Source organism: Nocardia pneumoniae NBRC 100136 (genome assembly GCF_000308755.1).
Taxonomy (GTDB): Bacteria; Actinomycetota; Actinomycetes; order Mycobacteriales; family Mycobacteriaceae; genus Nocardia; species Nocardia pneumoniae.
The window spans coordinates 138,257-163,446 of record NZ_BAGF01000006.1 but is presented as its reverse complement, the minus strand read 5'-3'; the positions used below and the strand labels follow the sequence as shown (position 1 = coordinate 163,446).

26 protein-coding genes are annotated in these 25,190 nt (G+C 69.1%); 16 read left to right on the top strand and 10 right to left on the bottom strand.

All coding sequences use genetic code 11. From position 1 onward, the window contains the following. Positions 1–334 precede the first annotated feature (334 nt). Complete coding sequence (locus ON34_RS02265) at positions 335–751, top strand: helix-turn-helix domain-containing protein (protein ID WP_011207048.1); 417 nt, start codon at positions 335–337, stop codon at positions 749–751. Positions 752–1,238: 487 nt separating this feature from the next. Here ON34_RS02265 and ON34_RS02260 read toward each other — a convergent pair whose 3' ends face one another. Both ON34_RS02260 and ON34_RS02255 read right to left on the bottom strand, forming a co-directional pair. Next, entirely contained in the window at positions 1,239–2,150 is a 912-nt protein-coding gene (locus ON34_RS02260) for an SDR family oxidoreductase (protein WP_040773419.1), read from the bottom strand. A gap of 41 nt (positions 2,151–2,191) precedes the next feature. After that, the gene (locus ON34_RS02255; protein ID WP_040773417.1) at positions 2,192–2,974 is read right to left on the bottom strand and encodes an SDR family oxidoreductase; all 783 of its coding nucleotides are present in this window, start codon (positions 2,972–2,974) and stop codon (positions 2,192–2,194) included. A gap of 62 nt (positions 2,975–3,036) precedes the next feature. Here ON34_RS02255 and ON34_RS02250 point away from each other — a divergent pair, with 62 nt between their 5' ends. Genes ON34_RS02250 through ON34_RS02235 form a run of 4 tightly spaced genes read left to right on the top strand, consistent with a single transcriptional unit; the run spans position 3,037 to position 6,549 of the window. Continuing rightward, positions 3,037–3,801, top strand: coding sequence for an enoyl-CoA hydratase family protein (locus ON34_RS02250; RefSeq protein ID WP_040773414.1), 765 nt, complete (start codon positions 3,037–3,039; stop codon positions 3,799–3,801). 53 nt (positions 3,802–3,854) lie between these two features. Next, positions 3,855–4,730, top strand: coding sequence for a CoA transferase subunit A (locus ON34_RS02245; protein WP_040773412.1), 876 nt, complete (start codon positions 3,855–3,857; stop codon positions 4,728–4,730). Continuing rightward, positions 4,730–5,488, top strand: a complete 759-nt coding sequence (locus tag ON34_RS02240) for a CoA-transferase subunit beta (protein ID WP_040773409.1) — start codon at positions 4,730–4,732, stop codon at positions 5,486–5,488. Before ON34_RS02245 ends, ON34_RS02240 begins: the two co-directional genes overlap by 1 nt. Continuing rightward, complete coding sequence (locus ON34_RS02235; protein ID WP_040773407.1) at positions 5,485–6,549, top strand: NAD(P)H-dependent flavin oxidoreductase; 1,065 nt, start codon at positions 5,485–5,487, stop codon at positions 6,547–6,549. The genes ON34_RS02240 and ON34_RS02235 overlap by 4 nt, the downstream gene beginning before the upstream one ends. 5 nt (positions 6,550–6,554) lie before the next feature. Here the strand turns inward: ON34_RS02235 and ON34_RS02230 are convergent, their stop codons facing one another. Further along, a complete protein-coding gene (locus ON34_RS02230; protein WP_040773405.1) occupies positions 6,555–7,346 on the bottom strand; it encodes an SDR family NAD(P)-dependent oxidoreductase in 792 nt (263 codons plus the stop codon). 77 nt (positions 7,347–7,423) lie between these two features. Here ON34_RS02230 and ON34_RS02225 point away from each other — a divergent pair, with 77 nt between their 5' ends. Further along, positions 7,424–7,999: a TetR/AcrR family transcriptional regulator gene (locus ON34_RS02225; protein ID WP_051022076.1), complete on the top strand. Its 576-nt coding sequence runs from the start codon at positions 7,424–7,426 to the stop codon at positions 7,997–7,999. Positions 8,000–8,209: 210 nt separating this feature from the next. Beyond that, complete coding sequence (locus ON34_RS02220) at positions 8,210–8,683, top strand: YbhB/YbcL family Raf kinase inhibitor-like protein (RefSeq protein ID WP_063821624.1); 474 nt, start codon at positions 8,210–8,212, stop codon at positions 8,681–8,683. A 115-nt stretch (positions 8,684–8,798) separates the two neighbouring features. Here ON34_RS02220 and ON34_RS02215 read toward each other — a convergent pair whose 3' ends face one another. From ON34_RS02215 to ON34_RS02195, 5 genes are all read right to left on the bottom strand, one after another. Then, complete coding sequence (locus ON34_RS02215) at positions 8,799–9,953, bottom strand: acetyl-CoA C-acetyltransferase (protein ID WP_040773601.1); 1,155 nt, start codon at positions 9,951–9,953, stop codon at positions 8,799–8,801. A gap of 49 nt (positions 9,954–10,002) precedes the next feature. Further along, positions 10,003–10,620, bottom strand: a complete 618-nt coding sequence (locus ON34_RS02210) for a TetR/AcrR family transcriptional regulator (protein ID WP_157172145.1) — start codon at positions 10,618–10,620, stop codon at positions 10,003–10,005. Positions 10,621–10,655: 35 nt separating this feature from the next. After that, the gene (locus tag ON34_RS02205; RefSeq protein WP_245547846.1) at positions 10,656–11,432 is read right to left on the bottom strand and encodes a hypothetical protein; all 777 of its coding nucleotides are present in this window, start codon (positions 11,430–11,432) and stop codon (positions 10,656–10,658) included. 212 nt (positions 11,433–11,644) lie between these two features. Then, on the bottom strand, positions 11,645–12,442 hold the full coding sequence (locus ON34_RS02200) for an SDR family oxidoreductase (RefSeq protein WP_040773400.1): 798 nt from the start codon (positions 12,440–12,442) through the stop codon (positions 11,645–11,647). After that, positions 12,439–13,647: an acyl-CoA dehydrogenase family protein gene (locus ON34_RS02195; protein WP_040773397.1), complete on the bottom strand. Its 1,209-nt coding sequence runs from the start codon at positions 13,645–13,647 to the stop codon at positions 12,439–12,441. The genes ON34_RS02200 and ON34_RS02195 overlap by 4 nt, the downstream gene beginning before the upstream one ends. 75 nt (positions 13,648–13,722) lie before the next feature. On the opposite strand from ON34_RS02195, the gene ON34_RS02190 reads away from it, so the two are divergent. Genes ON34_RS02190 through ON34_RS02170 form a run of 5 tightly spaced genes read left to right on the top strand, consistent with a single transcriptional unit; the run spans position 13,723 to position 19,403 of the window. Then, positions 13,723–15,276 (top strand): FadD3 family acyl-CoA ligase, encoded by a 1,554-nt coding sequence (locus ON34_RS02190; protein WP_281032430.1) that lies wholly within the window; start codon positions 13,723–13,725, stop codon positions 15,274–15,276. Further along, positions 15,276–16,181 (top strand): enoyl-CoA hydratase, encoded by a 906-nt coding sequence (locus tag ON34_RS02185; RefSeq protein WP_051022074.1) that lies wholly within the window; start codon positions 15,276–15,278, stop codon positions 16,179–16,181. The genes ON34_RS02190 and ON34_RS02185 overlap by 1 nt, the downstream gene beginning before the upstream one ends. Continuing rightward, the gene (locus ON34_RS02180) at positions 16,181–17,323 is read left to right on the top strand and encodes an acyl-CoA dehydrogenase family protein (RefSeq protein ID WP_040773391.1); all 1,143 of its coding nucleotides are present in this window, start codon (positions 16,181–16,183) and stop codon (positions 17,321–17,323) included. The genes ON34_RS02185 and ON34_RS02180 overlap by 1 nt, the downstream gene beginning before the upstream one ends. Continuing rightward, entirely contained in the window at positions 17,320–18,351 is a 1,032-nt protein-coding gene (locus ON34_RS02175) for an acyl-CoA dehydrogenase family protein (protein WP_040773388.1), read from the top strand. The genes ON34_RS02180 and ON34_RS02175 overlap by 4 nt, the downstream gene beginning before the upstream one ends. Further along, positions 18,348–19,403, top strand: coding sequence for an acyl-CoA dehydrogenase family protein (locus ON34_RS02170; RefSeq protein ID WP_040773384.1), 1,056 nt, complete (start codon positions 18,348–18,350; stop codon positions 19,401–19,403). Before ON34_RS02175 ends, ON34_RS02170 begins: the two co-directional genes overlap by 4 nt. A gap of 136 nt (positions 19,404–19,539) precedes the next feature. Here ON34_RS02170 and ON34_RS02165 read toward each other — a convergent pair whose 3' ends face one another. Then, the gene (locus ON34_RS02165; RefSeq protein WP_040773381.1) at positions 19,540–20,139 is read right to left on the bottom strand and encodes a TetR/AcrR family transcriptional regulator; all 600 of its coding nucleotides are present in this window, start codon (positions 20,137–20,139) and stop codon (positions 19,540–19,542) included. Positions 20,140–20,213: 74 nt separating this feature from the next. Between ON34_RS02165 and ON34_RS02160 the strand changes: the two genes are divergently transcribed. The 3 genes from ON34_RS02160 to ON34_RS02150 all read left to right on the top strand — a co-directional run bounded on the left by ON34_RS02160 (position 20,214) and on the right by ON34_RS02150 (position 22,998). Beyond that, positions 20,214–20,789, top strand: coding sequence for a cupin domain-containing protein (locus ON34_RS02160; protein ID WP_083889087.1), 576 nt, complete (start codon positions 20,214–20,216; stop codon positions 20,787–20,789). A 158-nt stretch (positions 20,790–20,947) separates the two neighbouring features. Continuing rightward, entirely contained in the window at positions 20,948–22,186 is a 1,239-nt protein-coding gene (locus ON34_RS02155) for an MFS transporter (protein ID WP_040773378.1), read from the top strand. Positions 22,187–22,245: 59 nt separating this feature from the next. Beyond that, positions 22,246–22,998 (top strand): DUF427 domain-containing protein, encoded by a 753-nt coding sequence (locus ON34_RS02150; RefSeq protein WP_040773375.1) that lies wholly within the window; start codon positions 22,246–22,248, stop codon positions 22,996–22,998. Positions 22,999–23,088: 90 nt separating this feature from the next. On the opposite strand, the gene ON34_RS02145 is transcribed toward ON34_RS02150, so the two are convergent. Continuing rightward, a complete protein-coding gene (locus ON34_RS02145; protein ID WP_040773372.1) occupies positions 23,089–24,006 on the bottom strand; it encodes an AraC family transcriptional regulator in 918 nt (305 codons plus the stop codon). Positions 24,007–24,101: 95 nt separating this feature from the next. Between ON34_RS02145 and ON34_RS02140 the strand changes: the two genes are divergently transcribed. Continuing rightward, positions 24,102–25,184, top strand: coding sequence for a saccharopine dehydrogenase NADP-binding domain-containing protein (locus ON34_RS02140; protein WP_051022072.1), 1,083 nt, complete (start codon positions 24,102–24,104; stop codon positions 25,182–25,184). The last annotated feature ends 6 nt before the right edge of the window (positions 25,185–25,190 follow it).

Here is a 25,190-nt window from a genome sequence, read left to right as displayed (position 1 = left end):
TGAACGTTCATCCCCTAGGGGCCGAAACGTGTCGTACGCCACACAAACCCCCATACCGCTCGGTCGATGAGACGTCAGCTATCTTGCGGCTATCAAGACCCCCTGCCGCGAGACCGCAACGACGGGCCAGAACCTGGCCGTACCCAGGGTTCTCGAGAGCCGTTGGGGTGACCCGCAAACCCAACCGTCCCAGTGCCTTCGCCGCCATCCGACCTAGAAGCTTCAAGGAAATCCGGAATCAGGCGTAGGTTTTCAGTTACTGAGCCGCTAATATCAATGATACGTATCCGAGATAACGACTGTTAGTACAGCGAAGGGAATTGGGCGGCTCACAATGGCTGATTTCGCGGCGCGGCTGAACAAGCTGTTCGAAACCGTGCATCCCCCGGGGCGTAAGCCGCATACCAACGCGGAGGTTGCGGCGGCGCTGACGGCCTCCGGACATCCGATCTCGAAACCGTACCTGTCGCAGTTGCGGTCGGGACAACGGACGAACCCGTCCGATGAGACGGTGGCCGCCCTGGCGAAGTTCTTCAAGGTCAAGCCGGACTACTTCTTCAACGACATCTATGCCGCCAAGATCGATCACGATCTGGAGCTGCTGTCCCAGCTGCAGGGCTACGGACTGCGACGGCTGTCGAGTAGGGCGTTCGACTTGTCCGAAGAATCACAGAACCTACTCACGTCCATGGCGGAGAAGTTGCGGGCCAGCGAAGGCTTGCCCGAAATTCCTCCGGACGGCACCGAATAGGTTCTCCTGCACGGCAACACAGTGCGGCCCACCGGGTCGCACTGTGTTGCGTTATGCACGTGCAAACGTGCTTGCGGCACATAACGGGCGCCGCGGTCGTGCCCGAAGAAATAAGGGCATGACCGCGGTCCGGTATGCGATGGCGTCCGGATCAGCGACGTGGATAACCGTTTTCGATGTCGTCCGGCGTTCCTCGTTCGCGCCGAACCGGATTCGCCGCCGGGCCGGTTCGTTCGAATAGCCGACCGGTCGCGCACTATTGCATCCGACCGACTGTCCGCGCCCCAGCGCGCCCAATTTCGAGCGGGCGGGGAAGCCATCGCCGCATAGCTCTGCGGCTGGCCTGGACCCATGCGCATGGACTAATGCCTTCCGGCGGAGCTATCCACCGGGCGTCCGCCGCGCCGCCCGGTCGGCCAGATCGGCCACGCGCGGACCGGTGACGATTCATCCCAGCCTCGACCGCGCCCACGCCGGGCGGTGCCGATCAAGCCCCATAGACCGGCTCCGGCGGCGCCGCTTTGGCGATCAGATCGGCTACGACGGGACCGAGTTCGGCCGGGTTCCAGCGGGCGCCGCGGTCGACCGCGACGCCGTGCCGCCACCCGTCGGCCAGCGCCACCTTGCCGCCCTCGACCTCGAACATCCGCCCGGTCACGGCCGCCGACTGCGTGCTGCCCAGCCACACGACCAGCGGAGACACATTCTCCGGGGCCATGGCGTCGAAGCCGTTGTCCGGCTTGGCCATCGTCTCGGCGAACACCGTCTCGGTCATCCGGGTGCGCGCGGCCGGGGCGATCGCGTTCACCGTGACGCCGTAGCGGGCGAACTCGGCGGCGGCGGTCAGTGTCAGGCCCGCGATACCGGCCTTGGCCGCGCCGTAGTTGCCCTGTCCCACGCTGCCTTGCAGACCCGCGCCGGAGCTGGTGTTGATGATGCGGCCGTCGACCGGACGGCCCGCCTTGGTCTCCGCCCGCCAGTACTCGATCGCGTGCCGCATGGTGGCGAAATGACCCTTGAGATGCACGCGGATCACCGCGTCCCATTCCTCCTCGCTGAGGTTGACCAGCATCCGGTCGCGCACGAAACCGGCGTTGTTGACCAGCACGTCCAGCGTGCCGAACGTATCCACGGCTTGGCGGACGAGTCTGCGGGCGCCAGCCCAGTCCGCGACGTCGTCGCCGTTGGCCACGGCTTCCCCGCCGAGCGCCTCGATCTCCGCGACCACCTGCTGCGCCGGTGTCTCGGCGGTGGCCGCGCCGTCCAGCGCCGAACCGAGGTCGTTGACCACCACGCGGGCGCCCGCCGCGGCGAAGGCGAGGGCGTGCGCGCGGCCGATGCCCCGGCCCGCTCCGGTGACGATGACGACGCGTCCGGCGCAGATCTGGTCGGTGTCCATGGGTTTCCTCTTCGTGGGTGGTCGGGTTGGGGTCCGGTTGTTCAGGACTGCTGATCCGCGGTGGAGGCGGCGAGGAAGGCGGGTCGCTCGCCACCGCCGTGCACCAGCAGGGTCGCGCCGCTGACGTAGCCCGCCAGCGGCGAGGCGAGGAAGACAGCGCAGCGGCCGATGTCCTCCGGGCGCGCCAGGCGACCCAGAGGGATGGTCTGCCCCACCGCGTCGACGCCGTCTTGGTCGCCGTAGTGCAGGTGGCTCAGTTCGGTGTCGACCGGCCCGACCACCAGCGAGTTGACCCGCACCTTCGGCGCCCATTCGACGGCGAGCGAGCCGGTGAGGCTGTCCATGCCCGCCTTGGCCGCGCCGTAGGCCGCGGTACCCGGCGACGGACGGTGCCCGCTGACACTGGAGACGTTCACGATCGAGCCGCCCTCGTCCTGGCGCTGCATCACCGCGTTGGCGGCCTGCGCCACGAGCAGTGGAGCGAGCAGGTTCAGTTCGACGATCTTGGCGTGGAAGTTCTTGCCCGCCTCAGCCGCCAGCGCGAAAGGCGCGCCGCCCGCGTTGTTGACGAGGTGGTCGAGGCGGCCGTGGCGCTCGGTGATCGTCTCGATCAGCGCACCGACGGCGTCCGCGTCCCGGACATCGCACGGCAGGTAGTCGATGGCGCGTCCGTCCACCTCGACGGGAACGTCGGCGGGCCGCCGCGCACACGCGACGACGGTCGCACCCGCGGCCAGGAAAGCCTTGCTCACTCCGGCGCCGACGCCGCGAACACCGCCGGTCACCAGAACGACGCGTCCGGCGAGATCGATTTCGAGTGCCACCGTGCTAACCTACCAAGCAACTGCTTGCTTTGCCACTGCGTTCATCGACGATGGGACTTGCGATGGGGATCAACCGCCACTCCGAATCCACCGGCGTCACCGTGGTCACGGTGGACTACCCGCCGGTCAACGCCATCCCGACCGCGGGCTGGTTCGCCATCGCCGACGAAGTGCGCGCGGCGGGCCGCGATCCGGACACCAGGGTGGTCGTCTTGCGTGCGGAGAACCGTGGCTTCAACGCGGGCGTGGACATCAAGGAGATCCAGAGCAAGCCCGGCCACCAGGCGCTGATCGACGCGAACCACGGCTGTTTCGAGGCCTTCGCCGCGGTCTACGAGTGCCAGGTGCCGGTCATCGCGGTGGTGCAGGGCTTCTGCCTGGGCGGCGGCATCGGGTTGGTCGGCAACGCGGACATCGTGATCGCCTCCGACGACGCCACATTCGGCCTGCCCGAGGTGGACCGCGGCGCGCTCGGAGCGGCGACCCACTTGGCGCGCTTGGTGCCCCAGCACCTGATGCGCGCACTTTTCTACACCGCGAGCACCGTCACCGCGCAGCAGTTGCACCATTACGGCTCGGTCTACCAGGTGGTACCGCGCGCCGAACTCGACGCGGCGGCCTTGGAATTGGCCAAGAACATCGCGGCCAAGGACGGCCGGGTGATCCGTGCGGCGAAGCGGGCCTTGAACGGCATCGACGTGCAGGACGTGCACCGCAGCTACCGGTACGAGCAGGGATTCACCTTCGAACTCAACCTCGCCGGCGTCGCCGACGAGATCCGCGCCCGTTTCGACGACGATCTCGCGGCGCGCAAGGCCGGGCAGTGACCACAACGGGCCGGGAGGCGGCGAGCCGCCCATCGGAGAGAGAGCTGAAAGCGATGCGAGACAAGCGGATGTCGCTCGACGAGGTCGTCGGCGAACTGCGCAGCGGGATGACCATCGGCATCGGCGGCTGGGGTTCCCGGCGCAAGCCGATGGCGCTGGTGCGGGCCATCCTGCGGTCGGATCTGACAGATCTGACCGTCGTCAGCTACGGCGGGCCGGACCTCGGGCTGCTGTGCTCGGCGGGGAAGGTGCGCAAGGCGTACTACGGCTTCGTGTCGCTGGATTCGCCGCCGTTCTACGACCCGTGGTTCGCCGCCGCGCGGACCTCCGGCGCGCTGGTCGCCCGCGAGATGGACGAGGGCATGCTCAAGTGCGGCCTGGAGGCGGCGGCGGCACGGCTGCCGTTCCTGCCGATCCGTGCCGGTCTGGGGTCGGACGTGCCGAACTTCTGGGAGGGTGAGCTGAAGACGGTCGAATCGCCGTACCCGGTGGACGGCACGCCGGAGACTCTGATCGCCATGCCGGCGCTGCGCCTGGATGCGGCACTGGTGCACCTGAACCTCGGCGACGCGCACGGCAACGCCGCCTACACCGGCGTCGACCCGTACTTCGACGACCTGTTCTGCCTGGCGGCGCAGCGGCGCTACGTCTCGGTGGAACGGGTGGTGGAGACCGGCGAACTGGTGAAAACCGTCCCGCCGCAAGCGCTGCTGCTCAATCGCATGATGGTCGACGGCGTCGTGGAGGCCCCTGGCGGCGCGCATTTCACCCTCGCGGCCGACAGCTACGGCCGGGACGAGAAGTTCCAGAAGCACTACGTCGAGTCGGCCGAGACGCCGGAAGCGTGGCAGCGGTTCGTCGACACCTACCTGGCCGGGTCCGAGGAGCAGTACCAGGCCGCCGTCCGCCGATTCGCCGAGGAGGCGTGATGACCAGCACCGAGACCGTGACCCGCGCCGAGGTGTGCGCGGTCGCCTGCGCGGAGATCTTCCGCGGCGCGGGGGAGATCATGGCCAGTCCGATGTCGCCGATGTCCATCCTCGGCGCCCGGTTGGCCAAGCTCACCACCGAACCGGATCTGCTGCTGTCGGACGGTGAGGCGCTCTTGCTCGCCGAGACTCCCCCGCTGGGCGGAAAGGCTCCGATCGAGGGCTGGATTCCGTTCCGGAGGGTCTTCGATGTGGTGGCCTCCGGGCGCAGGCATGTGGTGATGGGCGCCAACCAGATCGACCGCTTCGGCAACCAGAACCTCTCGGCGTTCGGTCCGTTGCAGCAGCCGACCCGGCAGATGTTCGGTGTGCGTGGCGCGCCGGGCAACACGATCAATCACGCCACCAGCTATTGGGTCGCGCGGCACACCAAGCGCGTGTTCACCGAGCGGGTCGACATCGTCTCGGGTGTGGGATACGACAACATCGACCCGGCCGACCCCGCCTACCGCTTCCATCACCTGCACCGCGTAGTGACCAACCTGGGCGTCTTCGATTTCGAAGGTCCCGGCCACACCATGCGCGCGCGCAGCCTGCACCCCGGCGTCACCGCCGAGGAGGTCGCCGAGAACACGTCCTTCGACATCGCGGGACTCGCCGACGCGGAGGAGACGCGCAAGCCCACCGCCGAGGAACTGCGGTTGATCCGAGAGGTGCTCGACCCCAAGAAGATTCGCGAAACCGAGGTCCCGTCATGACGGCACATCTGCGTACCGCGCTGACCGATCTGGTCGGCGTCGAACACCCGATCGTGCAGACCGGTATGGGTTGGGTGGCGGGTCCGCGGCTGGTCGCGGCCACGGCGGAAGCGGGCGGACTCGGCATCCTCGCCTCCGCCACCATGACCTTCGCGGAGCTGGAGGCGGCCATCGCGAAGACCAAGGCGCACACCGGGAAACCGTTCGGCGTCAACATTCGCGCCGACGCCGCCGACGCCGCCGAGCGGATCGATCTGCTGATCCGGGAGAAAGTCGCGGTCGCCTCGTTCGCGCTCGCGCCCAAGCAGGACCTGATCGCGAAGCTGAAAGACGCTGGCGTGGTAGTCATCCCGTCGATCGGTGCGGCCAAGCACGCGGTCAAGGTGGCGGCCTGGGGCGCGGACGCGGTGATCGTGCAGGGCGGCGAGGGCGGCGGGCACACCGGCCCGGTGGCCACCACTTTGCTGTTGCCGTCCGTGCTGGACGCGGTGGACATTCCCGTGATCGCGGCGGGCGGGTTCTTCGACGGACGCGGGTTGGCCGCCGCCCTCGCCTACGGCGCGGCGGGCATCGCGATGGGCACCCGCTTCCTGCTCACCCAGGAGAGCACGGTCCCGGGCGCGGTCAAGCAGGAGTACCTGCGCAGGCAGCTCCAGGACACGGTGGTGTCACTGAAGGTCGACGGCATGCCGCACCGGGTGCTGAACACCGAACTGGTACAGCGCCTGGAGCATTCGGGCCGCTGGCGCGGGCTCACCGCGGCGGTCGCGAACGCGGCCCGGTTCAAGAGCATGACCGGCATGAAGTGGTCCACCATGATCCGCGACGGCCTGGCCATGCGAAAGACCAAGGATCTCAGCTGGTCCCAGGTCGTCATGGCGGCGAATACGCCCATGCTGCTGCGCGCCGGACTGGTCGAGGGCAACACCCAGGCGGGAGTGCTCGCGGCGGGCCAGGTCACCGGGATCATCGATGACCTGCCCACCTGCGAGGAGCTGATCGATCGGATCGTCACCGACGCCCTGGCGCGGATCGGTGTGCTCGCCGCGCTGCCCGAATGATGGCGTCATGGTCGTTTCTCGGCGACCAATCCACGGGTCAGTCGAATCGTGGTGCGGCGCGGTAGGTACCGCGGCAGCCGCGCGGACACCGCGTTCGTCAACCCGGATACCACGCTCGGCCGTGGCGCGCGGCGGTCCAGTTCGCCGAGAGCCGTCGCCACCACCTGCGCCGATGTCTGCCGTCGTCCGACGCTGGCGGCCTCGCCCGCCACCTCGAAGAACTCGGTATCGGTGGCACCAGGGCACACGGCCAGCGCGGTGACGCCGCTGCCTTCGAGTTCGCCCCACAGCGCCTCGGTGAACGAGAGCACGAACGCCTTCGTCGCGCCGTAGACGGCCATGAACGGGATCGGCTGGAACGCCGCGGTGGAGGCGATGCTGACCACCGCTCCGTCGCCGCGCCGAATCATGTCCGGCAGGACCGCCCTGGTCAGTTCCGCGACGGCGGTGATGTTGACCGCGATCTCCTCGCGCATTCGCGCGGGGTCGTGGTCGACGAGCGGGCCGTGGGTCGCGAAACCGGCATTGTTGACCAGGAGATCGATCGGGTTGCCGTCCGCGCTCAGCACCGCGGCGAGTCGCTCGACGTCCGCGGGAAGCGAAAGGTCCGCGGTGACGACTCGCGCCCGGATGCCGAAGCTGTGTTCGAGGTCTGCCGCCAGCTCGCGCAGCCGATGCTCGCGCCGGGCGACCAGGATCAGGTCGCACCGCCGTTCGGCCAAGGCCGTGGCGAACGCCGCGCCGATCCCGCTACTCGCGCCGGTCACGACCGCGGTCGCGCCTTCCCAGTTCCTCATGTCGCCTCCTGAAGGTGAACAGCTGTTCAGCTAGCTATACTTAACAGCTGTTCAGTGAGCTGTGTCAAGGAGGCCCGATGACCGATACACGCCAGCGACGAGCGCGTGGGGAGGGTGAGCGGCTGCGCGCGGAATTGGTAGCCGCCGCGATCGAGCTGCTGCTGGAACCGCAGTCGTTGCCGACGCCGTCACTGCGGGCCATCGCCCGGGCCTGCGGTGTCGCGCCCAGTGCGGTCTACATGCATTTCCCGTCGCAGGACGCGCTGAACTATGCCGTGACCGAGGAACTGTTCGGTCGGCTGCGGCACGCGCTGGATGCCGCGGACCCTGTCGACGGCACCCGCGCCGACCGGCTGCGCTCGTTGATCGATGCCTATCTCACGTGGGCCGAGAAGCATCCCGGCGCCTACCAATTGCTGTTCGAACGCCCCGATCCCTCGATCGAATCCGGTACCGGGCCGGGGCTGGATCTGCTGGACCGTCTCGCCGATCTGTTACCCGCCGCAGAGCAATCACCGGATATCGCGCTGCGTGTGTGGTGTGCCCTGCACGGCGTGGTCTCGCTACGCATCCACAAACCCACAGCCCCTTGGACATCGGAACCAGGTGCCGACGCTTGGGCAGTCGTTGCGGCCCTCGCCGGTCTGCCGTGACCCCACGCACCACCACCAGCCCGACCGGTACCCGGACCAGCGCATTTACCGCCGACGCCTGGTTGACGGGGAATCGGCGGCCTAATCTTGATCTATAACCGCATACCGGTTTCGCCTGTCTCCGCCGCGCCGGCGCAGGCGTCGGTCGCGGCATGCGGCGGCACCGGCGAATCCAAGGACTCGACCACTACCACTCGAGCGGAGGCCACGATGCCTGCGACGAACGAGATCACGGTGAGCAGTAGCGCTTTCGCCGATGGCGCACCCATTCCGGAGGTCTACTCGTGCACCGGAAAGAACCGGCCGCCACCGCTGACCTGGAGCGTTCCGGAGTCGGCCGTCCGGCTCGCGCTGATCATGGACGACCCGGACGCGCCTATCGGGCTGTTCACCCACTGGGTGGTCAGCGACATCCCGCCGACCACGACCTTCAGCGAGGAGGGCCAGACACCGAAGGGCGGTGTGGTCAGCCTGAACAGCGCGGACCTGGCCGATTACTTCGGGCCGTGCCCACCGACCGGGACCGGAGTGCACCATTACCGATTCATCGTGCATGCGCTGTCACACCCGGTTTCCTTGAACTCGAAAACGTCCGTGGCGCAGGCGAAATCCGCGATCGAGGAAGCAAGTATCGGACACGGTCAGCTGGTCGGCACCTACACCGTCGACACCGGACCGGCCTGACCGGAGTCCTCCAGGACGTCCCCATCGGGGTGTCACCAGCGGCCCAGGGGTCGCCCCCTCGTTTCCCGGGCGCACGTCGGCGGACTCGGCGTCGCCGACGTGCCGCTCGTCCGTCTCAGCGCGGCAGGCGCTCGATGATGGTGGTGTTGGCGGTGCCGCCGCCCTCGCAGATGGTCAGCAGGCCGTAGCGGCCCTCGATCCGCTCGAGCTCGTTGAGCAGGGTGGCGAAAAGCTTTGCGCCGGTGGCCCCGAGCGGGTGGCCGAGGGCGATGGCCCCACCGTTGACGTTGACCCGCTCCGGGTCGGCGCCGGTCTCCTTCAACCAGGCCAGCACCACCGGCGCGAACGCCTCGTTGATCTCGACCACATCGATGTCGTCGATGGTCAGCCCGGACTTCTCCAGCGCCCACCTGGTCGCCGGAATCGGCGCGCTGAGCATGAAGATCGGGTCCGCGCCGCGTGCGCTCACATGGTGGATGCGCGCCCGCGGCGTCAGGCCGTACTCCCGCACCGCCCACTCCGACGCGAGCAGGGTGGCGCTGGCGCCGTCGGAGATCTGGCTGGCTACCGCCGCGGTGAGCGGGCTGCCCTCGGCCAGCGGCGGCAGCGCGGCCATCTTCGCCAGGCTGGTCTCGCGGGGGCCCTGGTCGATCCAGAAATCGCCGACCGGGACGATCTCGTTGTCGAAGCGGCCGTTCTTGATCGCGTCGCGGGCCCGTTCGTGGCTGCGCAGCGCCCAGCGCTCCATGTCCTCCCTGCTGATGCCCCACTTCTCGGCGATCAACTCCGCGCCGCGGAACTGCGAGACCTCGCCGGTGCCGTAGCGGTGGTCCCAGCCTTCCGCGCCGACGAACGGCGAGTCGAAGCCGTATTCCTTGCCAGCGAGCATGGCCGCGGAGATCGGGATCGCGCTCATGTTCTGCACGCCACCGGCCACGATCACCTCGGCGGTGCCGCTCATGATGGCCTGCGCGCCGAAATTGATCGCCTGCTGGCTGGATCCGCACTGCCGGTCCACCGTGACACCGGGAACCTCTTCGGGGTACCCCGCGGTCAGCCACATGGTGCGGCCGATATTGCCCGCCTGCGGACCGATGTTGTCGACGCAACCCACGATGACGTCGTCCACGACGCCCGGGTCGATCGGGCTGCGGTCCAGCAGGCCGCGCAGCACGGCCGCACCCAGATCGGCGGGGTGGACGCCCGCCAGTGCGCCGCCGCGCTTACCGACCGGGGTGCGTACCGCATCGATCACGTACGCCTCCCGCAGCGGGGCATACGGACGACGGGACGCGGAAGGTGCTGACATGTAAGGACTCCTACGTGGTGCGCTCGGGGACGGTGAGCCCGTCGAGCACGATGGTCAGGTACTGCTTGGCGAGGTTGTCGACGGTGATGGGGCCGCCGGGCCGGTACCACCGCACCGCGACCCACACCGTGTCGCGCAGGAAGCGGTATGCCAGTTCGACGTCGAGTTCCGGCCGGAAGCTGCCGTCCTGGACGCCGTTGGTCAGCACCCGGTGCCAGAGTTCACGGAATTCGCGGTTGTAGTCGGCGATGTAGGTGAACCGCTCGGCGGTGCGCAACCGCTTCGCCTCGGCCTGGTAGATCGCGACCGCCGCGTGCCAGCGGTCGAACGACTCGTAGGACGCGAGCACCAAGGCTTCCAAGGTGTCTCGCGAACTCAGTCCGGAGGCGACGATCTCGCGGTAACGGCCGAACAGGTCGTCGAGGAATCCGCGCAGGATCTCGTCCACCATCGACTCTTTGGAATCGAAGTGGTGGTAGAGGCTCCCCGACAGGATTCCGGCCGCGTCGGCGATGTCACGCACGGTGGTGGCGCGCAATCCCCGCTCGGCGAACAATTCGGCCGCAAGGGCGAGCAGCTCGCTGCGCCGTGCTGATTTCGAGGCGTCTGGTGCGGTCACGCGGCCCATCATACAACCAAGCATTTGCTTGGTCGAGTGGTCATTCAGCGCGCCGAGTAGCGCAGCGGGGAGGAAACCGAGAGGTCGGCCAGCAGTCGATCGCAGATCACCACGGGCGAGACGCCCGCACGCGCCATTCGCGCGACAAGCGCGAGACGGCGTTCGCAACTGTCCCATTCCACGGTGAGCTGGCCCCGGTCCGGTCCCGCGTCCACGGTGGCCATCACCCGCGGCGGACCGCCCGCGACCGGTTCCTCGCTCAACTTGAGCACCATGCCGCGCTGCCAGGCGCGATAGGTCTCCATGTCGGCGCCGATCACGAGCTTGTCCGTGGCCGCGCACAGCCCCTGGGCGATCTCGTCCGCGAAGGCCACCCCGTCGAACCGGGATCTGCGGCATTTCGCGAGCACCGCGAGCAGGTCGGCGCGCACCTCACACAGCAGAGCCGTCTGACGCTGCCTGCGCCGCTCGTCCTCGGTGTCGGAATTCCCCGGCACGCTGAGGCCGATGCGCCTGGCGCGCTCCCGATCACGCGCCAGATCCGCGCGCAACGCGCCGCGCGGGTCGCGGGCGACTTCGGTCTCGTCGACGGCGTGCTGCTCGAGAATGCGTGCGGCCGCCATCGCGACCGAGCGTTCGGAAGTGTGCTCGATGAGTTCGGCACCCAGGGTGAGCGCCGATAGCACGAGGCTGTCCAGCCGCCGCCTGGCGAGTACGACGTCGCGGACCAAGTCGAGTTCCAGTTGTTCGCGGGCAGGTGGGCGATCCAGGCCCATAGCCATCGCCCCCTTGCAGAGCGCGGATCCGATCCCATCCAGCATGGCACACCCCCGCGCTCTCCGGCTCGCCCTTTTCCACCTGATCAGCCGCCTATTTCGGTGCACTGTGCCCGACGCTGGAAGGCGAACGCACTACGGCGCGCGGATCGCCGCACCGGCACCGAGCAAGCGGCTGCTCGATGATCGCCAGGGACACGCCCGCCCGCCTATCCAGCGCCAACGAACTGGACGGGCGGCCGCGGAACCCCAGGCGCTCAGGCGCGCTGGCTGCTGACCGAGACCACCTCGCCGGTCAGATACGAGGTGTAGTCACTGGCCAACATCGCGATCGTCGCGGCGACCTCCCACGGCTCGGCCGCGCGGCCGAACGCCTCGCGCTCGGACAACCGGTCCAGCAGGTCGGCGGAACTCACCTTGTCGAGGAAAGCGTGCCTGGCGATACTCGGGGCCACCGCGTTGATCCGGACGCCGAGTTCGGCGGCTTCGATCGCACTGCACCTGGTCAGCGCCATCACGCCCGCCTTCGCCGCGGCGTAGTGCGCTTGGCCGTGCTGCGCCCGCCAGCCGAGCACGCTCGCGTTGTTGACGATCACGCCGCCGTGGCCCGCCGCACGGAAGTAGCCCAGTGCGGCGCGGGTGCAGCGAAACGTGCCGTTCAGCGTGATGTCCAGGACGCGGCTCCACTGCTCGTCGGTCATGTCGACCACAGGCGTCTCCCCGCCCAGCCCGGCGTTGTTGACCATGATGTCGATCCGGCCCACGGCCTCGGCCGCGCCGCGCACCAGCGCGTTCACCTGCTCGGTGCTCTGCACGTCGCACACGATCGAGGCGACCCGCCGGTCCGGGAACTCGGCGGCGAGCTCGGTGGCCGTCTCCGCCAGCCGCCGCTCGTGCCAGTCCGAGACCACCACGTCCGCACCCTCCGCCAGCAGCCTGCGCGCTGTGGCCGAGCCGATGCCGGTGCCCGCGGCGGCGGTGATCACGGCGGTGCGCCCGGTCAGCAGGCCGTGCCCGGGAACGGGCGCGGGGGCGACCGACAGCGGGCCCGTCACGGGCGCGCCTCGCGCGGCAGTCCGAGCACCCGCTCGGCGATGATGTTGCGCTGCACTTCGTTCGAACCTCCGTAGATGGTGTCGGCGCGGGTGAACAGGTACAGCCGCTGCCATTCGTCGAGATCGTCGCCCTCCGCCACCAGGCCGCGGGCGCCGAGCACGGCCATCGCCAGCTCGCCGAGTCCGCGATGCCAGTTGGCCCACAGCAGTTTCGCCACCGATGCCTGGCCGCCGCCGTCGTCCACTCCGGCGCCCTCCATCGTGCGCATGGCGTGCGCGCGCAGCACGCGCAGGCCGACCCAGGCCCGGTCGATCCGGTCGGCGATCAGCGGGTCGTCGGCCGCGCCGGTGCGGTGGGCCAGCGCCTCGATGTCGGCCAGTTCGCGGGCGAACCGGATCTGCTGACCGAGAGTGGAGATACCGCGTTCGAAGGTGAGCGTGCCCATGGCGATCCGCCAGCCGTCACCCGGTTCGCCGACCACCAGGTCCGCGGCCGTGCGGGCGTCGTCGAAGAACACCTCGTTGAACTCCGAGGTCCCGGTGAGCTGGATGATCGGACGCACGTCGATGCCCGGCTGCTTCATCGGAACCAGCAGGTAGGACAGGCCTTTGTGCCGGGTGGAACCGCGCTCGGTGCGGGCGACGACGAAGCACCAGTCGGCCACGTGGGCCAGCGACGTCCAGATCTTCTGCCCGTTGATCGACCACTCGTCGCCCTCCAGGTGCGCCGAGGTGGTGATCGCGGCCAGGTCCGAGCCGGCGCCCGGTTCCGAATAACCCTGACACCACAGTTCGCTGACGGTGCGGATGCCGGGAAGGAACCGATCCTTCTGGGCTTCGGTGCCGAAGGCGAGCAGGGTCGGGCCGAGCAGTTCTTCACCCACGTGCGACACCCGCGCGGGCGCGTTGGCCTTGGCGTACTCCTCGTGGAAGATCACTTGCTGCCGCACGGTCGCCTCGCGGCCGCCGTATTCCTTCGGCCAGCCCAGGCAGGTCCATCCCGCGGCGGCCAGATGCCGGTCCCAGGCCAGGCGCTCGTCGAACGCCTCGTGTTCGCGGCCGGGGCCGCCGAGGCCGCGCAGCGCGCGGAATTCTCCGCTGAGGTTCTCCTCCAGCCACTCGCGCACCTCGGCGGCGAATCGCGCGTCGGAGAACCGGCCGTCCGGCGCGGCGGTATCGGATTCTGAGGTCTGGATCGCACCCACGCCGGTAGGATAACCTACCAAGCACTTGCTTTGTAGAGCGCGCGCATAACTGGCTCGCGGACGGTAAGGACAACCGTGACAACCCCTGCACAAACGACACCGATGGCACTGCATCACGCCGCGCGCACATTCGGGGCCGCCCCCGCGGTAGCGACTGGCGCGGTCCGGCTGAGCTGGGCCGATCTGCTCGAGTCGGTCCAGGACGTGGCGCGGGCGCTCATCGCGCGCGGCGTGCGGGCGGGTGACCGGGTGGCCATATGGGCGCCCAACACCCAGCACTGGGTGATCGCCGCGCTCGCCGCGCACTACGCCGGAGCGGCGCTGGTGCCGTTGAACACGCGCTACGTCGCCGAAGAGGCCGCCGACGTCCTGCACCGGGTGCGGGCGAAGGCGCTGTTCATCGCGGGAACGTTCCTCGGCCGCGACCGGCTCGCGGAACTCCACGCCGCCGCCCCGGATCTGGCCATCGACACGGTCGTGGTGATTCCGGTCGAACCGGGTACCGAGAACATGGACATCGCCGCGCTGGACTGGTCGGAACTGGCGATCGTCGCCGAACAGGTCACGGTGGCCGAGGCCGAGAATCGCGCGGCGGCGGTGCGGCCGGATGAAATCTCCGACATCCTGTTCACCTCCGGTACCACCGGGCGCAGCAAAGGCACCCTGGTCGCGCACCGGCAGGCGCTCGCGGTGGTGCGAGCGTGGGCCGAATGCGCCACCTTGCGCCGCGACGACCGGTACCTGGTGATCAGTCCGTTCTTCCACAATTTCGGTTACAAGGCGGGCATTCTCGCCTGCCTGGTCACCGGCGCCACGATCATCCCGCAGGCGACCTTCGACGTGCCGGAGACGATGCGGCTGATCGGCGCGGAGAAGGTCACGGTGCTGCCCGGCCCGCCGACCATCTACCAGACGATCCTGGACTTCCCCGACCGCGACCGGTTCGACCTGAGCAGCCTGCGGGTGGCCGTCACCGGCGCGGCGACGGTGCCGGTGGTGCTGATCGAGCGGATGCGCTCGGAGCTCGACTTCGATGTCGTCATCACCGCCTACGGCCTGTCCGAGGCCGCGGGCTTCGGCACCATGTGCCGCGCCGAAGACGACGCCGAGACCATCGCGAACACCTGCGGCAGGCCGATCGCGGATTTCGAACTGCGGCTGGGCGAGGCGGGCGAGGTGCTGCTGCGCGGACCCAACGTCATGCTCGGATACCTGGACGACCCGGACAGCACCGCCGAGGCGATCGACGCCGACGGCTGGTTGCACACCGGCGACGTCGGCGTGATCGATGAGCGCGGGTATCTGAAGATCACCGACCGGCTCAAGGACATGTACATCTCCGGCGGCTTCAACGTCTATCCGGCCGAGGTCGAGCAGGCGCTGGCCCGGTTGGACGGCGTAGCCGAATCCGCCGTCATCGGGGTGCCCGACGACAGGATGGGCGAGGTGGGCAAGGCGTTCGTGGTGCGCAGGCCCGGTTCGGCGCTCACCGAGGACCAGGTGCTCGCCCACGCCAGCACCGTGCTGGCCAATTTCAAGGTGCCGCGGTTCGTCGAATTCCGCGACCAGCTGCCCTACAGCGCCGCCGGGAAAGTGCTCAAGCGTCAACTACGTGAGGAGAAGTCGTAATGTCGCAACCGGCAACCCCGAACGAGGGTCCGGCCATCCCGGACGAGGGCGAGGTGGTCACCTACGAGCGGCGAGGTCGCGTCGCGATCGTCACGCTGAACCGGCCGGACTACCGCAACGCGCAGAACTCGGTGATGACCTACGCGCTCGACGCCGCCTTCGAGCGCGCCGTGGAGGACCCCGAAGTCGGAGTGATCGTCCTGGCGGGCAACGGAAAGCACTTCAGCGCCGGGCACGACATCGGCACGCCGGGCCGCGACCACCACGTGCGATACCAGAACAAGGCCGCGCTGTGGTGGGACCACGTCGACCGGGTCGGCGGCGATCAGCGCTTCGCCAGGGAGCTCGAGGTCTATCTCGGCATGTGCCGCCGCTGGCGGGAGATTCCCAAGCCGACCATCGCCATGGTGCAGGGCGCCTGCATCGCGGGCGGGCTCATGCTGGCCTGGGTGTGCGATCTGATCATCGCCTCCGATGACGCATTCTTCTCCGATCCGGTCGTCCGCATGGGCATTCCGGGCGTCGAATACTTCGCGCACCCCTGGGTGATGGGTCCGCGCGCGGCCAAGGAGTTCTTGTTCACCGGCGACCGGTTCGGCGCGGCCCAGGCCAAAGAGTGGGGCATGGTCAACCGGGTGGTGCCGCGCGCCGAGCTCGAAGCGGAGACCTTGGCGCTGGCCGAAAAGATCGCCACCATGCCGCAATTCGGTCTCGCGCTGACCAAGAAAGCGGTCAACCAGGCCGAGGACCTGATGGGCATGCGATCGGGCATGGACTCGGTCTTCGGTCTGCACCACTTCGCCCACGCGCACAACGCCGAGGTCGGCGCCGACTCGCTGGGCGGCATGAACGCCAAGTCGATGAAGGCTTCCGCGAGCACCGCAGAACAGAACGGAACGACGTAGTGGATCTGGATCTCGACCAGGCGACGCGGGAATTCCAGCGGGAGGTCCGCGAATTCCTGGCCGCCAACAAACCCGCGCAGCCGCTGCCCTCGATGGACACGAAGGCCGGATTCGAGGCGCACCGCGCCTGGGAGCGCACCCTCGCCGACGCCCGGCTCTCCGTGGTCGCCTGGCCAGAGGAGTTCGGCGGGCGCGACGCCTCGCTGCTGGAATGGGTGCTGTTCGAGCAGGAGTACTACGCGGCGGGCGCGCCTGGGCGGGTCAGCCAGAACGGCATCTTCCTGCTGGCGCCGACGCTGTTCGAGCACGGCACGCCGGAGCAACTCGCGCGGATCATGCCGCGGATGGCGCGCGGCGACGACATCTGGGCGCAGGCGTGGTCCGAGCCGGAGGCGGGCAGCGACCTGGCCGGTATCCGCTCCACCGCCCGGCGCACCACCGGCGGCTGGCTGCTGAGCGGCCAGAAAACGTGGAGCTCGCGCGCCGCCTTCGCGGACTGGGCGTTCGGGCTGTTCCGCAGCGACCCGGAGGCCGAGCGGCACAAGGGCCTGACCTATGTGATGTTCCCGTTGAGCGCCGACGGCGTGTCCGTGCGTCCGATTCCGCAGCTGGACGGCGAGCCCGGGTTCGCGGAGATCTTCCTCGACGACGTCTTCGTGCCCGATCGGGACGTGATCGGCGCGCCCGGCGAGGGCTGGCGGGTGGCGATGAGCACCTCCAGCAACGAACGCGGCCTCTCGCTGCGCAGCCCGGGCCGGTTCAGCGCCACCGCCCGGCGGCTGATCGATCTGTGGCTCGACACCGGCGATCACGACAACACAGCGCAGCGCGACGCGGTCGTCGACGCGTGGATCGGCAGCGAGGCATACCGGCTGCACACCTTCGGCACGGTCACCCGGCTCGACGAGGGCGGCAAGCTGGGCGCGGAATCCTCCATCACCAAGGTGTTCTGGTCCGAACTCGACATCGCCATGCACGAGACCGCGCTCGAGGTGCTCGGCGCGGCGGCCGAACGCTCCGGCCCGTGGACCGACGGATACCTGTTCGCGCTGTCCGGCCCGATCTACGCGGGCACCAACGAGATCCAGCGCAACATCATCGCCGAGCGGCTGCTCGGACTACCGAGAGGAAGCGGCCGATGAGATTCGCGCTCAGCCCCGAACAACTCGATTTCGGCGCCAGCCTGCGCAAACTGCTGGACGCGGGCCGCACGCCCGCCGCGGTGCGCGCGTGGGCGTCGGGCGATCCGGGACCGGGCCGCGCCCTGATCCGGCAGCTGGCCGAGGCCGGTGTGCTCGGCTTGGCCGTCGCGGAGCGGCACGGCGGCCTCGGCGCCGAGCCGATCGACCTCGTCGTCGCCTTCCACGAGATCGGACGTGCGGCCGTGCCGGGACCGCTGGTGGAGACGGCCGCCGCGCTTCCGGCACTGCTGCAAGCACTTCCGGATCCGAGTTCGGCCGCGCGGTGGTTGCCGGACTTCGCGAGCGGCGTGGCGCTGGGCACTGTCGCGTTCGATGCGCCCGGCCGCAGCGGCGTCGCGCTGGATGCCGATACCGCCGAGGTCGTCCTCCTGGCCGAAGGAACACGGCTCTCCACCGGGCACCGCACCGGCCTGACGCGATCGATCGATCCCGCACGGCGCTTGTTCACCGTGGCCGCCGACGACGCCGTCGCCGAGGGGGAACAGGTCCGCGAGGCCGCCACGGCGGGATTCGACACCGGTGCGCTGGCTTGCGCGGCCCAGTTGCTCGGCGCTGGGCGGGCGCTGCTGCACGCTTCGACCGAATACGCCAAGCAGCGCAAACAATTCGGCAAGCCGATCGGTGAATTCCAGGCCGTGAAGCAGAAGCTCGCCGACGTGCTGATCGCGCTGGATCTGGCCGAGCCTCTGCTCTACCGCGCCGCGCTGACCATGACCGGACCCACCCGTGGCCGGGACGTGTCGGCCGCCGTGATCGCCTGCGGCGACGCGGCTTACCGCGCGGCCCGCGCCGCCCTCCAAGTGCACGGCGCCATCGGCTACACCGCCGAGTACGACCTCTCGCTGTGGCTGACCAAGGTGACCGCCTTGCGTTCGGCCTGGGGCACAACGGATTTGCACCGCTCCCGGATCGCCCGCGCGCTGCGCGAGGAGACCGAGCGGGATCGCGCCGAACGGGGGATCGCATGAGCAGCGCCGAACACCAGGAATTCCTCGCCTCGGTCCGCGCCCTGCTGACCAAGCACGCCGGGTCCGCGGCGGTGCGGGCCGCGATGGACACCGAACTCGGTTACGACCCGGCCCTGTGGCGGCTGCTGTGCGAGCAGATCGGCGTCGCGGCGCTGGCGATTCCCGAGGAGTACGGCGGCTTCGGGGCGAGCCTGGTGGAATCACTGCTGGTGGTCGGCGAATTGGGCCGCACACTCGCCGGGGTGCCGATGCTCGGGTCGGCCGTGCTCGGTGCGCAAGCCGTGCTGCTGTCGGGTGACGCCGAGGCGTGCGCGCGGCTGTTGCCCGAGGTCGCCGAGGGCACCAGGGCGATCGCGGTCTGCTGGGCGGGCGAGAGCGGCTGGGACGAGCCGGGCGTGCACGAGACGGACGGTGTCCTGACCGGGACCGCGCACTACGTGCTCGACGGGATGTCCGCGGACACCCTCGTCGTCGTGACCCGGGGCGGTCTCTTCGAAGTCGAGCCGACGGCGGCGGGCGTCACCCGGCGGTCCGCGCCGACCATGGACCCCACCCGGAAACTCGCCGAGATCGCCTTCGCCGCGGCGCCCGCCCGCCGACTCGGGTCCGGCGATCCGGCGGCGACCCTCGCCCGGCTGCACGAGATCGCCTGGGCCGCCGTCGCCGCCGAGCAGGTCGGCGCGGCGGATCGCTGCCTGGAGATGACCGTGGACTACGCCAAGTCCCGAGTGCAGTTCGGCCGGGTGATCGGCAGCTTCCAGGCGCTCAAGCACCGCATGGCGGACATGTACGTGCTGCTGGAATCGGCCAGGTCCGCGTCCGCCGCGGCCACGGCGGCGGTGGCGGCGAACAGCCCGTCGGCCGCCGAGGACGTATGGGTTGCCCGCGTGCACTGCTCGGAAGCGCTCACCGCCATCGCGGCCGAGACCGTCCAGCTGCACGGCGGCATCGCGATCACCTGGGAGCACGACGCGCATTTGTTCTTCAAGCGCGCCCACGCGGACGCTCAGTTGTTCGGCACGCCGCGACGGCCGCTGACCCGGTCGGCCTGAGGGCCGGGCGCATCGATTCCGTTGTCGATGCGCACGTCTCGGTGTCGACGGCGTCGCATTGCGTGCCGTCTCAGCGTCCATGTGTCGTCGAGTCCCGAGCCGGGCGGCTGCCGCCGCCGCGACGTCGCAGACGCACTCACCCGCGCCGGTCACCCACTCGATCGCCCTTCGGACGCAGACCGTCGAGGACGATCTCCACCAGACGCCGCCAGTCGCCGCTACCGCTGCTGATCGTCGCCGACAGGGCGCCGACGATCAGGTAGACGTCACCGGGCGTGCAGTCGCCGCGCAGCGTTCCCGCTTCCCGGTCTCGCTCGATCAGTTCGCCGATCACGGCTTCGAGCCGGGCCCTGGCCGCACCCCGCGGTTCGCTGCCCGTCGACTCGCGCGCTGCGGCGATCGCCGCGGACAATCCACGATCGGCCGTCAGCACCTCGCCGACATGGCTCAGGTAGCGGGCAAGCCCCTGGCCCGGCTCGGCACCCCGCAGGCATTCGGTGCGGGCGAAATCCTCGATCTCGGCGAAGCGCTGCTCGGCCGCGGCCTCGATGAGCTCCGCATGGGCGGGGAAATGGCGATACACGGTGCCGATGCCCACTCCGGCGGCCCGAGCGATCTCGGGTAACTGCACCGCCGCGCCACGCTCGGCGAACAACGTGCGGGCCGCGGCGATGATCCGGGCGCGGTTGAGCGTGGCGTCCGCGCGCGATTTGCGGGGCGATGGCGGCCTTGACACTGACGATCCCTTCGGATTCAGTTAACCGGAATCGGATTCCGGTTCCGTTTATATCTACGAAGGGTAGCAGTTCCATGTCCGACGATCGTTTCCACCTGCTCGGCCCCGGCGAAGTACGACCGGGCCGCGTGCCGCTCCCGCCCGCGTTCGCCGTCAAAGCCACGACCGCCGACACCGAAGGCAGGTTCTCTCTGCTGGAAGTGACCCTCGCGCGCGACATCCCACGGCACATCCACCATGTCGCGGACGAGTGCGTTTACGTGCTGGCGGGCGCGCTCGACGTCGAGTTCGACGACCGGACGTTCACGGCGACCGAAGGCACGTTCGTGCTCCTGCCGCGCGGCGTGCCGCACGCCCTGCGGTGCGGATCGCAGCCACCGCCGCGCGTACTGCAGATCTCCTCCCCCGGCGGTTGGGAGTGCTACCTCGAGGACCTTTTCGAGGCAGGACCGTCGGTACTCACCGACGGGGCGCTGGACCCGGTGAAGATCAATCCCATCGCCGCCGAGTACGACATCCATTACGAAGAAACGACGCAGCAACGCCCTTGCGGCGCAACGCCATTCAGCAGAACACGGAACGACCCCGTGGAGTGCGACGACTCCACGGGGTGGCCCGGCAGCGGATGTGGCAAACCCCACGAGAGATAGATAGTTAGCCTATGTAATAATATTCCCGAGGCGATGGGACACCGCATGCCCGGCTTCGACACCGAACGCCCGGCCCGGCTGGACGCCGAATTGCACGAACTACTGGAGGCCCTGAAAGCAGCTGTGCGACAGCAAGGTCCGATCTCGAGGGAACATAGATGAGCACTGTGGCAGCCACCCGCACGTCCGCTGCGGAGAACACCAAGCAACCGAAAGCCGTGTGGGCGGTCGCGTTCGCGAGCGTGATCGCATTCATGGGGATCGGCTTGGTCGATCCGATTCTGAAGCCGATCGGCGAGCAGCTGAACGCCTCGCCGTCCCAGGTGTCGCTGCTGTTCACCAGCTACATGCTGGTGACGGGCGTGGCCATGCTGGTCACCGGCGTGGTGTCCAGCCGCTTCGGCGCCAAGAAGACGCTGCTGGCCGGGCTGGCCGTCATCATCGTGTTCGCCGCGCTGGCCGGAATGTCGAACACGGTCGCGCAGATCGTCGGCTTCCGCGCCGGCTGGGGTCTGGGGAACGCGCTGTTCATCGCCACCGCGCTGGCCACCATCGTCGGTGCGGCCAGCGGCGGCGTCGCCCGCGCGATCATCCTGTACGAGGCGGCGCTCGGTATCGGTATCGCGACCGGACCGCTGGTGGGCGGCGTGCTGGGCGGGATCAGCTGGCGCGGACCGTTCTTCGGTGTCTCGGTGCTGATGGCTATCGCGCTGGTCAGCATCGTCACGCTGGTGCCGGAAGGCCCCGAGCCTACGCACCGGACCTCGATCGCCGCGCCCTTCCTGGCGTTGCGGTATCGCGGACTGCTGATCGTGAGCATCACCGCCCTGCTGTACAACTACGGCTTCTTCACCCTGCTCGCCTACACCCCGTTCCCGCTGGACATGGGCACCTACGCGATCGGCTTCATCTTCTGCGGCTGGGGTGCGCTGCTGGCGATCGCGTCGGTGTTCCTGGCTCCGGTCCTCCAGCGCAGGTTCGGCTCGCTGCCGATGATGGGACTGTCGCTGGCCCTGTTCGCGGCGGATCTGGCCGTGATGGCCGTGTTCGCCGAGCACAAGCCGGTGCTGATCGCGGGAACCGTGCTGGCCGGGCTGTTCCTCGGCGTGAACAACACGCTGATCACCGAGGCCGTGATGATCTCGGCGCCGGTGGAGCGGTCCACCGCCTCGGCGGCCTACAGCTTCGTCCGCTTCGCGGGCGGCGCCGCCGCGCCGTACCTCGCGGGCAAGCTCGGCGAGCACAGCGTCGCGCTGCCGTTCTGGGTCGGCGCGGCATGCACGGCCGCCTCCGTCGGCGTGCTGCTGGCCGGGCGCGCGGTCCTGGCCCATATCGACGACCACGACCCCGCACCGCACAGCATCGGTGAAGCCCAGGCCATCACCGTCGGCGACTGACTCGAAGCGTCGATTCACACCGCTGGCGCGGTCCCGTGCGAGGAGTACGGTCAGGAGATATGACCGAAACGAAGCGGGGCCGCGTCCGCGTCGAGACCGGCCAGAAGCGAGTGCGAGTCTATGTGGGCGGGTACTTGGTGGCCGACACGGTCCGGCCGGTGCTCGTGTGGGAGAACCCGCACTACCCGACCTACTATGTGCCGGTCGCGGATCTGCACGCGAAGCTGGAACCGCACGGAACCACCCAGCACTCCACCAGCCGGGGCGACGCGACCGTGTACGACGTGGCGGTCGACGGCACGACTGCCGGGGCGGCGGCGCTGCGATATCACGATTCGCCGATCACCGAACTGCGCGACCTCGTCCGGCTGGAGTGGGACGCGATGGACGAATGGTTCGAGGAGGACGAGCCGATCTACGTCCATCCGCGCGATCCGTATACGCGCGTCGACATCCTGGCCAGCTCGCGGCACGTGCGAGTGGAGATCGACGGCGTGATCGTCGCCGACTCCCACGCACCGCGCATCCTCTTCGAAACCGGTTTGCCGCGACGGTATTACCTGCCCATGACGGACGTTCGCATGGATCTGCTGCACCCGTCGACCACCCACACCAGTTGCCCGTACAAGGGCACCGCCGACTACTGGACCGTTCGCGTCGACGGCAAAGAGTACTTCGACTACGTGTGGGGTTACCGCACCCCGCTGCCGGAGAGCCAGAAGGTGGCCGGGCTGGTCTGCTTCTACAACGAGAAGGTCGACATCTACCTGGACGGCGAACTCCAGGAACGGCCCCGCTCGCCGTTCAGCTGAGCGACTCCGAGTCCACCGGTAGCCCGCCGGTAGGCCGGTCATGTCGGCGGCGGGACCGTTGCAACACGTGAACGCGCCGCGCCGCTCTGGTCAGACCGCGACCAGTGGCGGGCTGTCGGCCGCGCGGCGGTATTGCCCAGGGGCCACGCCGTATTCGCGTTTGAACGCCTTCGCGAAGGCGAACTCCGAGGTGTAGCCGACTTGGCGGGCAACGGCGCCGAGACCGCGGTCGGTGTCACGGAGCAGGCGGGCGGCGGTCAGCATGCGCCAGCGGGTCACGTAGGACAGTGGCGGTTCGCCGACCGTCGCGGTGAAGCGGCGGGCGAGCGTGGCGCGGGAGACCCCGGCGACCTCGCTGAGATCGGGGACGGTCCAGGAGCGCGCGGGATCCTCGTGCACCGCACGGAGCACCGCGGCAACCGCGTGATCAGCGAAAGCGCCTGCCCAGCCGGAGGTTTGGACGTCGGCCTGCTCGTCGAACCACGCGCGCAAGATGAACAGCAGCAGCGTCTCCAACAGTGCGGGGACGGCGGCGTCACTACCCGGGCGCGGCTCGGCGACCTCGGCGGCCAGCAGATCGACCGCCCCGCGCAGCGCGGGATGACGCCCGAGACGCGCGGGAAGATGGATGAATTCGGGCAGCTCGTCGAGGATCGGATGGCTGCGGCCCCGTCCGAGTTCGTAGGCGCCGCACAGCAGCGCGGTCCGCGCACCCGGCCCCACGATCTCCCTCGGCTCGCCGGGCCGCGCGGTCTCGGTGACCGGGCTGTCCAGGCTGTCGACCAGATCGTGATCGGCGCCGCGCGGCATGAACAGCACGTCTCCCACGCCGAGCGCCATCGGATCGCCCTTCGGCGGAACCACCCAGCACGACCCCTGCAAGACGACGTGGAAACCCGCGCCGGGTACCACCGGGTACCTGCGGCCCCAGGGCGCGTGCCGGATGAACAGACCGGATGTCGGGCTGCCGGTGCGGATGGCGGCGATCGTCTCGCTCAAAATGTCCACCTGATCACCATACACTCTCGATGTGAGCGTTTCAGATATCTCATCGAGCGATATGGCCATGGAATGACTCGTAGATCCGCAATAGGTTTCCATCCATGACATCGACCGAATCCCCCGCACCCTCCCCGGCGATCGCCGTCTACGGCGCCACCGGCCACACCGGCGGCTACCTGCTCACCGAACTGCGCCGCCGCGGACTCACCCCGATCCTGGTGGGCCGCGACGCGGACCGAATCCGCGCCGCCGCCGACGCCGCGGACCTGTCCGGCGCCGACGTGCGCGTCGCGGACCTGACCGACCACGCGGCCCTCGTCGCGGCATTCACCGGCGCCGACGTGGTGATCAGCAGTCTGCCCGCGTACGTGAACCACGGCGCCGCCGTACTCGCGGCGGCCATCGAGGCGGGCGCGCACTACACCGACATGTCCGGTGAGCAACTGTTCCTGAAGCGGGTCTTCGACGAGTTCGGACCGAGAGCCGCGGCGGCGGGCGTCACCGTGGTTTCCGGCATCACCGACAGCAACGCCCCCGGCGACCTGCTCGGCTACCTCACCAGCCGACGCGTCGCAGGACCGGCCGACGTGGTGCTGAGCCACCTCAGCAAGAGCGGCGGCAACGGTTCCAAGGGCAGCGCCAAGACCGTCTTCGCCAGCCTGGACTGGTTCCGCGGCGGCGGCTGGCACTACGCCGACGGCGAACTGCGCACCGGCGCGGCGGCGCGCCACGACAAGATGATCTTCCCCGGCGACACCGAGCCGACCGCCGTCGCGAAATTCCCGCAGCCACCGGTCCTCACCATCCCGCGACACTCCGACGTCTCCTACGTCGAGGGCGTGCTCGCCACCTCGATCCTCGACACGCTCAGCGGGTTCACCGCCGAGCTCATCGACACGCTGCCCGACGAGCCCAGCTCGGATCTGCGCTACGACCTCGTGGTCGACGCGGCCGGGACGGACGGGCGCTTGGTTCGCGGCGTGGTCAGCGGCGTCGATTCCTATCGCGATTCGGCGCTGATGGCGGTGGAAACCGCTGTCCGGCTGGCCGAAGGCGCCGCCGCGCCGGGCGCGCTGGCCCCGGCCGAAGCCTTCGACGCGACCGACTTCCTCGACGCACTGGCGCCGTTCGGCATCACCTGGCGCATCGAGGAAACCGGAGAACCGGCACGGAATCGGGCATAGTCGAAC